This is a genomic window from Anaeromassilibacillus sp. Marseille-P3371 (assembly GCF_900169665.1).
Taxonomy (GTDB): Bacteria; Bacillota; Clostridia; order Oscillospirales; family Acutalibacteraceae; genus Anaeromassilibacillus.
This window is the reverse complement of sequence record NZ_LT835157.1, coordinates 1195070-1204621: the sequence shown is the minus strand read 5'-3', so window position 1 is coordinate 1204621 and position 9552 is coordinate 1195070. Positions and strand designations below refer to the sequence as shown.

Genomic DNA, 9552 nt, shown 5'->3' with positions numbered 1-9552 from the left:
CTGCCCAACAGGAATTGCACATACCTACATGGCAGCGGAAAGCCTTGAAGAAAAGGCTAAGGAAATGGGCGTAACGATAAAAGTTGAGACCAATGGGTCCGGTGGAAAGAAAAACGTCTTGACACCGGCGGAGATCTCTGCCGCGGACGGCATCATCGTCGCCGCGGATACAAAAGTGGATATGCCCCGTTTTAACGGAAAGCCTGTTATCCAGACGCAGGTATCCGATGGCATCTCTCGCCCACAAGAACTGATTCAGACCATTCTCGACGGCAAAGCACCAGTATTCCATGCACAAGGCGGATCGACAAAAACCGAAGCCTCCGCCGAAAAGGAGGGGATCGGCCATCAGATCTACAAGCATCTGATGAACGGCGTCTCCAACATGCTTCCTTTCGTCATTGGCGGTGGTATTCTAATCGCACTCGCCTTTCTGCTCGATACCATCCTTGCACCGGGCGGCGACCCCGCCAACTTCGGTATGAATTCCCCCGCCGCGGCCCTCTTTAAGACCATTGGCAATGCGGCATTCGGTTTCATGCTTCCCATTCTTGCCGGATTCATCGCTATGAGTATTGCGGACCGTCCGGGCCTCGCTGTAGGGTTTGTCGGCGGCGCGCTGGCAAATGCTGGCGGTTCCGGGTTTCTTGGTGCGTTGATCGCCGGTTTTGTCGCCGGTTACCTGATGCTTGGCTTGGAAAAACTTTGCGCAAAACTTCCCAAGTCACTGGAAGGCACCAAACCAGTGTTGATCTATCCCGTTGTCGGTATTTTGGCTATTGGCGTTATCATCCAATTTATTATCAATCCGCCGGTTTCTGCACTGAACCTATGGATTAGTAACACGTTGTCCAGCATGAATGCAACCAGCGGCGTGATTCTCGGCGCAATTGTCGGCGGTATGATGAGTATCGATATGGGCGGTCCTTTCAATAAGGCAGCCTATGTATTCGGTACCGCTTCGCTCATCAACGCTGCCGGCGATCCGGTTTCCTCCGGTGTGATGGCGGCCGTTATGATTGGCGGCATGGTGCCCCCTCTTGCCGTGGCCCTGTGCACCACATTCTTCAAAAACCGTTTCACTGCAAAAGAACGCCAAACAACGGTTACGAACTACATTATGGGTTTCTCCTTTATCACAGAGGGCGTTATTCCCTTCGCCGCAGCCGACCCGCTGCGTGTCATCCCCTCCTGTGTGGTTGGATCTGCAGTGGCCGGTGCTCTGTCCATGCTGTTTGGCTGTACGCTTCCAGCGCCCCATGGAGGTATCTTTGTATTCGCAGTGGTCCAAAATTGGCCGATGTACCTGGTTTCTCTCTTGATCGGCTCGGTTATCTCCATGGTTCTTTTGGCACTCCTCAAAAAGCCGATCAAAGAGGATCAATAATCGCTTCCTGCGTCCCCTTTGAAAAGTATGGCACAGATCCTTCCCAGAATCTTTACCAGACTCTGGGAAGGTAAATGCGATTGTTTTTAAGCGTTTTAAAGCAATCAGGCGGCGGATACCACCCGCCTAAAAAGGTTTTTGGACGGAAACGATTCTTTTTTCCTTTCCACGCTGAAAACCGCCGCCAATCCCTTGACCCGGCTCTACTTTCCTCCTATAATAAGAATAATAACAGGTCCTCTGGGGAAGTTTGGAATCCATTGGACCAATTGAAAGACAAGGAGATATTCGATATGAAGGAATTTCAGTATGTCATTACCGACGCAGAGGGAATCCACGCCAGACCGGCCGGTCTGCTTGTCAAGAAGGCGAAGGAATTTGCCAGTGCTGTCACCATCAAAAAGGATGATAAAAGCGGTGATGCAAAGAAGATTTTCTCCGTGATGGGCCTTGCTGCTAAAAAGGGCGAGACCGTTACAGTATGTGTGGAAGGTGCAGATGAAGATACGGCGGCTCCTGCACTAGAGGCATTCTTTAAAGAGAATCTGTAAACTATAATGCAACCGGGCAGCTCTTGGAAATTTCCAAGAGCTGCTTTTTTGTGTCATTCGTTCACTCATTTATGGATAAAAATCGCTCTGTTATTTCCTTTCATATACCGTAACACGCCGTTTTTTCAACAAGCATTCAAACATCTATCCCCCACGATTCCGTCCGGTCTTGAAGGGAACTCCAAAAAGTATCCAATTTACCGTATTCTTCTTTGCCGTATTCTTCAAAAACTATGAATAGGCTGAAAACTTATCCTTGGAAAGCTTGCAGTTTCTCCTAAAAAACGATAGAATACTATATTAATGGATTGTGGGCTCGTAAGACCCCCAACAAGGAGGACATCAAATGGATTATACCGGTTTGAAATGCCCTGTGTGCGGCAAACCGTTTGGCACTGACGACGATATTGTTGTTTGTCCGGAGTGCGGTGCGCCCTATCACCGTGCCTGCTATCAGCAAGCTGGACATTGTATCTTTGAAGATAAACATGGAACTCCGGACGCTTGGAAACCGCCCGAACAGAATGCGGAAACAGATGAGGGGAAAGCTTGTCCACGCTGTGGGAAAAAGAATGCCCGCGAGGCGCTCTTTTGCGATCAATGTGGCCAACCGTTGAGCGGTGCGGAATCCAATGGGCCAATGCCAAAGGGAGGATATTCCCCTTATGGCCCCCCTCATAACAGCACTCCGCCCTATCAGAACCCCGGCGTGCCCAACCCGCCCCCCTATCAAAATCCCGGTGCGCCCAATGCTCCATACACAGGTCCCTATCCGTTTGCCTTTGATCCAATGGGCGGTGTTGGACAGGACGAACAACTGGACGAAGGAGTTACAGCAGGGGATGTGGCAAAATTTGTGCAGACCAACCCTCAGTACTATCTTCCGACATTCTTTAATCGGAAGCGTTACCATCGGAACCGTTTTAATTTTTCTGCGTTTCTTTTCACCGGTGGGTGGATGCTTTACCGCAAGCAGTATAAGTGGGGCGCTATTTTCACCGGTATTATGCTGCTGATCTACGTACTTTCAACCTTTGTTTCCTATCATTTCGCCACTCCCATCATTATGGACTTGATGCAACAGGTCGGTGTCGACATCAATGCTGCTTATCCAACCATGGAACAGTCCGTACAGTTTATGTCTCTGTTGATGCAGCAAGCGCCTTGGCAGATCTTCCTCGTATGGACTCCCAGCCTGCTCTCTCTCATCCGTTTTATCATCATGTTATTTGTTGGTCTGAATGGAAACCGTATGTACATGAATCACTGTATTCACAAAATACGTACCCTTCGGGAAGAAAATCCCGATCCGTCGGACTACGCAGTTCGCCTTCAGTTAAATGGAGGCGTCAATACATCCCTCGCCATCTGTTTGCTGGTTTGCTACATGATGGTTGTCTATCTTCCCCAGCTCTTTCTCTATTAGACGTAGGGAAAATACATCTCATTGGAAAGCATAGTATGGATATTTGCACATAGGCTAAAGACAGATCAAAGCAGGCGCAACGCGCGTTCCATCATGACTTTAAGGAGGAATTCCAGTGAAGGTAACAAAAGCCGTCATACCCGCAGCCGGTCTGGGCACACGCGTGCTTCCGGCCACAAAATCCATGCCGAAGGAAATGCTCCCCATTGTGGACAAGCCCGCTATTCAATATATTGTGGAAGAAGCTGTACACTCCGGAATCACGGACATTCTCATCATCACCAACCGCGGCAAGGGGCTGATCGAAGACCACTTCGACCGTGTCCCGGAATTGGAAGCACGTCTGACGAGCGGCGGGCCGGAAAAAGAAAAGATTCTAAAAGAAATTGTCGATATTTCGCATATGGCAAACATCTATTTTGTCCGTCAAAAAGAGACGCGCGGCTTGGGCCATGCTGTAAACTGTGCGCGTTCCTTTGTCGGAAAGGAACCGTTTGCCGTCCTTTATGGCGACGATGTAATCATCGGTGAGGACCCGGCCTGCGGCCAATTAATCCGCGCCTACGAGGAATTTGGCCTTGGTGTGTTAGGCGTAAAAGAGGTCACACCGGAAGCGATCACCAAATACAGCTCTCTAAAGGTGGACCCCATCCACGACAATTACTATAAGTGTACGGACATGGTGGAGAAGCCCACGCCGGACAAGATTTTATCCTTGTTCTCGATCTTGGGGCGTTGCGTCCTTACACCCGATATTTTTGATATTTTGGACAACACGCAACCCGGCGCTGGCGGTGAAATCCAGTTGACTGACGCAATGGGCACTATGGCCCGCAGCAAAGGGATGGTTGCTGTGGATTTTACCGGTACTCGCTATGACATGGGCAACAAGCTGGGAATTATGCAGGCCTCTGTCGAGGTGGCACTGCGCCATCCAGAAATCGGGGATGCTTTCCGCGCATATCTGAAAGAAATCAGCAAAAGTCTGTAAAATTTTAGTTGACTCGTTGTTCTTTGACTGATATAATAGGTTTGTTAGCCATATAAGTGGCTTTCTATCCTTGCCCCGGATTTTTATGCGGGGCCTAATGTCCAAAAGGAGGTGCAACACAATGCCAGAAGTAACAAATTCCTATGAGACCGTTTTCATTCTTTCCACTAAGCTGGGAGAGGACGGCATCGCATCCTTGGTTCAGAAATTCAAGGATCTGATCGCTGCTAACGGTACGATCGAAGCAGTTGACGAGTGGGGCAAGCGCAGACTTGCTTATTTGATCAACAAAGAGGCGGAAGGTTATTACGTTCTGATCGACTTTACGAGCGTTCCTGCCTTCACCGCAGAGCTGGACCGTATCTACAAGATCACCGACGGTGTTCTTCGTTCCTTGATCATCAAGAAAGAACCTGAAAAGGCAAAGAAAGAGTGATTGAAATGCTCAACGTTGCTGTTTTGATGGGCCGCCTTGTGGCCGATCCCGAATTGCGTCATACGGCCAACGACATTTCTGTGACGAGTTTTACACTCGCCGTAGACCGTTCGTATGTAAAATCCGGCGCTGACCGGCAGACCGATTTCATCGATATTGTGGCTTGGCGTAATACAGCGGATTTTGTATGCAAATACTTCCGCAAGGGACAGTTGGTTGCTGTACAAGGGTCAATTCAGACCCGTACGTATACGGATAGTCAAGGCAACAAGCGCAAAGCTTTTGAAATCGTTGCGGACAACGTCCATTTCGCTGAACCCAAACGCGACTCCTCCGGTGGAGGCAGTTATGCTGGCGGGAATTACGGCGGAGGCAACTACGAGAACAATTATCACTCCAGAACAGAGCCGATCCCAGAACAACCCGCCCCCGCTTATACGAGTGGAAATACGGGTGATTTTGAGGAGATTCCCTCTGATGATGATCTGCCGTTCTAATCCTAAATGATCGAAAAGATTGAAAAAGGAGGTTTCCGTTATGGCATATGGTGATAGACCCGAGCGCGAAAATCGCCGTCCGGGTGGGCGCAAAGGCCGCAAGAAGGTTTGCAGCTTCTGCGTAGACAAGATCGAAACCATCGATTATAAGGATGTCGCAAAATTGCGCCGTTTTATCTCTGAGAGAGCAAAGATTCTGCCCCGCAGAGTAACCGGCACTTGCGCGCGCCATCAGCGTCAGTTGACTGTGGCAATCAAGCGCGCCCGTCATCTTGCGCTGCTTCCGTTTAGCAGCGACTGATAAAATTAGAATATCGCAGGCCCATAGGGCTTTGCATAAAAAGGATGCGGGTGCGTTGCGCTCGCATCCTTTTTATGTCATCCCGCATGAAGCCGTATTCCTTGGTAATCAGCGGGGAATCCCTTTTGGAACAGGAGTCTTAGTATGTTAATAGACGCACATATCCATATGTTTTCAGAAAAAATTGCGCAAAAGGCGCTGACCAATCTTTCCAATATCTGCAAAAGTCCCTACTTTACGAACGGTACTCTCCCCGATACAAAAGAAAAATTACAAGATTGGGGGGTCGATGCTGCTATAGCAATGAATATTGCCACTAAGCCAAGTCAACAGACGATCGTCAACAACTGGGCTGCATCCATTGACGACCCTGTGATCTATAGTTTCGGATCCGTACATCCAGATGCTCCGGATGCACTGGATGAGCTACAGCGGATCAAGGATCTCGGTTTGTACGGTGTAAAGCTGCATCCCGACTATCAGGATTTTTTTATTGATGATCCCAAAATGTTTCCCATTTACGATGTCATCTCTTCTCTTGGATTGCCGGTAACCTTCCATACCGGTTGGGACCCTCTCTCTCCCAATCAAGTCCACGCGACACCACAGGCAGTTGCCAAGGTGGTCAAGCAGTTTCCACATATGACAATGATCGCCGCACATATGGGAGGGATGGCCCGTTATCAGGAAGCAGAGGAATTTGTGGCGGGCTTGCCGCTATTCATCGACACCGCGATGTCCGCCCGCCTATGTTCTCCGGAACAATTCGAACGCCTTGTGTCCAAACATGGTTCTGAACAGGTTTTGTTCGCCAGCGATTGTCCCTGGAGCCGTTCCTGTGATGAATTTGCATTCATTGAGCGAACACATCTCTCTGATCGTGAAAAAGAAAATATTTATTTTAAAAATGCACAACGCCTGTTGGGATTGAATCCCTGAACTTTCATTGTCTTCTACGGTCATCGGCAAGCTGGAACTTTTCAAATGGAAAACAGCCGAGCAGCTAGTCCGTATTTAGAGGCCTTGGCTTTGTTTTCACCAGGCATCTGTTCCTTTCTCTGTTTCTCCTCTGCCGATTTTGTTTGAACCCATTTTGTCCGATCATCAAAGGTACATGTCATGGATTCTTATAAAGCTGTGAGATTGTGAACGGACGATTCTGCTTTCATGCTGGAAAATCCTCCCTTAAATTTTCTCGCATTTACAGTCGTTTGCCCGCAACCAATTGGGCGTTCCATGCAGCAACAAAACCCTTTTGTTCTGAAAAGAGCGCTGTTGCTTCCTCACTCTGCTTGCAAGCGAAAGCCCTTTTGTTCTCCCCGGCCAAGAGCTAAGGGTTCTCATTTTGGTTGGTACATACCCAAATGAGAACCCTTAGTCTGTGCTAAACTATTTAATTTGCTATGTACCCCATCTTTCTGGTTGTAATAAGGTTTAACAGCCCTATTGTAACGCTTGGTGAGATTTTTTAAACAACTGTTTGTCTCACACCCGCATAGCGAGTGGTTCTCTGTTTTCCTCTGCTCAAACTGTATAAGGACTTAACATAGAAACAGACAAGCTGAAATGAAATTCGTTTCAGCTTGTCTGTTTCTATTTTCCATTTTTATTCTACGAGTGAAATCGAAGCATCTTGCTGGGAAGATACTTCCGATGATTCAGTAGACAGTAATTCCGGGTTTTCTGGCCCTTCGCTGATTACGATCACAACCTGGGCCCCATAAGGGAGTTCCTCCCCCTCTTCCTTGCCCTGATAGCCAATTGCATAACCTGCCGGTATCGTATCGCTGTACGCTTCCGCCTTCGTTGGGACAAATCCCGCAGCTGTGACCGTTGTCGAGGCGTCTGCAAGCGTTTTTCCGATAATTGAGGGAAGCGCTCGAATCTCCGGCCCTTTGCTTACCACTACAACGATGGAGCCTCCCCGATCCATCTCCTCGCCGGGGGCAGGCGATTGTGAGATCACTTCCCCCTCTGGAACTGCATCGCTGAACTCCTCCGATGAACGGAGAATTTGATAATCTGCACCAGAAGAGGTGACCTCTACCAAAGACTCATAGCTTTGACCAACCAGATTCGGCGCCTCCATCTTTTCATTCTGCAAGGCGGAATCGCCGGGACTCATCCGCAACATTGCCGCTTCTTCGCTGTTGTTTGAAGCAACGGGATCACTGGACTCCGTCTCCATATCAACTTCGGCAGAAACCTGGCTTTGTGAAAAAGGTCCTCCATAGGAAAGCCAGAGCACTCCAACTGCTGTGAAAAGAACCAACGCCAACACACAGGGAACCAACACCCACGCAGCAGTATGCTCCTTCTTCTTAGGAGGCTCCGTAGGTTCCATTCCTTCCAAAAGTTCAGGCCCTTCGATCGTGGCTGTAATAGTCGGAGCAGCGGAAAGTTCCGCACGCAAACGTTCAAAAGTAGATGTACGTTTATCCGGCATCACCTGTAATGCGTTTGCCAACGCAGTCACCACATGCGGAGGAATTGTCCGCAAAATATTGGTGGGGATCAACAGCCGTGGGTCTGTGCGCCGTTTAAGCGCATCCTGTGGCAGCTCTCCAGTCAAAGCAAAGAAAAGCGAAGCTGCAAACCCGTAGACATCCGTCGACTCATCCGGCACGTATCCCATCACATACTGCTCTATAGCTGCACACCCCGGCGTCAGGTCAGCGGGCAAATCGGCGTCTGCCCTTCGAACTGCTGCAATGGAAAAGCTCCCTAAAACCATTCTCCCATCCTTGAGAATGCGCAATGTATCCGGAGAAATTCCTAAATGGCTGACCTTGGCCGCATGCATGGTACTTAGTGCGGAAAGAACCGGCATAAAGAGCTGCCGCGCAGCATTCCAATTGAGATTTCCTCCACTGCGCTCCACATAATAGCGAAGAGGGATGCTTTCATGCCACTCCGATACCGTATAGGCTGTGTGGTTCTCTTCAAAAATGTCATAGATCTGTATAATCGTAGACAACTCCCGCAAATGGGCAATCTCACGAGCGCAACTTAAAAAATCCGCCAAGTATTCATTGAAGGCCACTTCGTTCCCTGATTGGACTCGAATTTCGGCTTCTCCTTCCACACGTTCGCACAAACTCTGTGGAAAAAACTCTCGCAGTTCTACAGGAATACGCAATACCATATCATATCCAATATAGGTCATGCCTTCACCATTGTTGGTTTTCACGCACCCAACAATATATCGATCCTGCAATACAGCCCGCAGAGGCAAAGCATGCGGCGCCTGTGGCTCACCGGNCCCCCCGCCTATGTTCTCCGGAACAATTCGAACGCCTTGTGTCCAAACATGGTTCTGAACAGGTTTTGTTCGCCAGCGATTGTCCCTGGAGCCGTTCCTGTGATGAATTTGCATTCATTGAGCGAACACATCTCTCTGATCGTGAAAAAGAAAATATTTATTTTAAAAATGCACAACGCCTGTTGGGATTGAATCCCTGAACTTTCATTGTCTTCTACGGTCATCGGCAAGCTGGAACTTTTCAAATGGAAAACAGCCGAGCAGCTAGTCCGTATTTAGAGGCCTTGGCTTTGTTTTCACCAGGCATCTGTTCCTTTCTCTGTTTCTCCTCTGCCGATTTTGTTTGAACCCATTTTGTCCGATCATCAAAGGTACATGTCATGGATTCTTATAAAGCTGTGAGATTGTGAACGGACGATTCTGCTTTCATGCTGGAAAATCCTCCCTTAAATTTTCTCGCATTTACAGTCGTTTGCCCGCAACCAATTGGGCGTTCCATGCAGCAACAAAACCCTTTTGTTCTGAAAAGAGCGCTGTTGCTTCCTCACTCTGCTTGCAAGCGAAAGCCCTTTTGTTCTCCCCGGCCAAGAGCTAAGGGTTCTCATTTTGGTTGGTACATACCCAAATGAGAACCCTTAGTCTGTGCTAAACTATTTAATTTGCTATGTACCCCATCTTTCTGGTTGTAATAAGGTTTAACA

At 48.7% G+C, this 9552-nt stretch carries 10 protein-coding genes; 9 read left to right on the top strand and 1 reads right to left on the bottom strand.

The window, feature by feature from the left end; all coding sequences use genetic code 11:
• The 8 genes from B9Y59_RS04125 to B9Y59_RS04090 form a co-directional block, all read left to right on the top strand.
• Positions 1-1387, top strand: a 1387-nt coding sequence (locus B9Y59_RS04125; RefSeq protein ID WP_085531960.1) for a PTS fructose transporter subunit IIC, incomplete at its 5' end; no start/stop codon positions are given.
• 293 nt (positions 1388-1680) lie between these two features.
• Positions 1681-1938: an HPr family phosphocarrier protein gene (locus B9Y59_RS04120; RefSeq protein WP_054323633.1), complete on the top strand. Its 258-nt coding sequence runs from the start codon at positions 1681-1683 to the stop codon at positions 1936-1938.
• A gap of 346 nt (positions 1939-2284) precedes the next feature.
• A complete protein-coding gene (locus B9Y59_RS04115; protein WP_085531958.1) occupies positions 2285-3364 on the top strand; it encodes an RING finger protein in 1080 nt (359 codons plus the stop codon).
• A gap of 115 nt (positions 3365-3479) precedes the next feature.
• Entirely contained in the window at positions 3480-4355 is an 876-nt protein-coding gene (gene galU / locus B9Y59_RS04110) for a UTP--glucose-1-phosphate uridylyltransferase GalU (protein ID WP_085531956.1), read from the top strand.
• A gap of 121 nt (positions 4356-4476) precedes the next feature.
• On the top strand, positions 4477-4791 hold the full coding sequence (gene rpsF / locus B9Y59_RS04105; protein WP_085531954.1) for a 30S ribosomal protein S6: 315 nt from the start codon (positions 4477-4479) through the stop codon (positions 4789-4791).
• Between the two features lie 5 nt (positions 4792-4796).
• Positions 4797-5288, top strand: a complete 492-nt coding sequence (locus B9Y59_RS04100) for a single-stranded DNA-binding protein (RefSeq protein ID WP_054323637.1) — start codon at positions 4797-4799, stop codon at positions 5286-5288.
• A gap of 40 nt (positions 5289-5328) precedes the next feature.
• The gene (gene rpsR / locus B9Y59_RS04095) at positions 5329-5589 is read left to right on the top strand and encodes a 30S ribosomal protein S18 (RefSeq protein ID WP_054323638.1); all 261 of its coding nucleotides are present in this window, start codon (positions 5329-5331) and stop codon (positions 5587-5589) included.
• 144 nt (positions 5590-5733) lie between these two features.
• Positions 5734-6528: an amidohydrolase family protein gene (locus tag B9Y59_RS04090; RefSeq protein WP_242967243.1), complete on the top strand. Its 795-nt coding sequence runs from the start codon at positions 5734-5736 to the stop codon at positions 6526-6528.
• 667 nt (positions 6529-7195) lie between these two features.
• On the opposite strand, the gene B9Y59_RS04085 is transcribed toward B9Y59_RS04090, so the two are convergent.
• Positions 7196-8755, bottom strand: a complete 1560-nt coding sequence (locus B9Y59_RS04085; protein WP_085531952.1) for a PASTA domain-containing protein — start codon at positions 8753-8755, stop codon at positions 7196-7198.
• Between B9Y59_RS04085 and B9Y59_RS16740 the strand changes: the two genes are divergently transcribed.
• Entirely contained in the window at positions 8692-9051 is a 360-nt protein-coding gene (locus tag B9Y59_RS16740; protein ID WP_442856148.1) for an amidohydrolase family protein, read from the top strand. The genes B9Y59_RS04085 and B9Y59_RS16740 overlap by 64 nt on opposite strands.
• Positions 9052-9552: the final 501 nt, after the last annotated feature.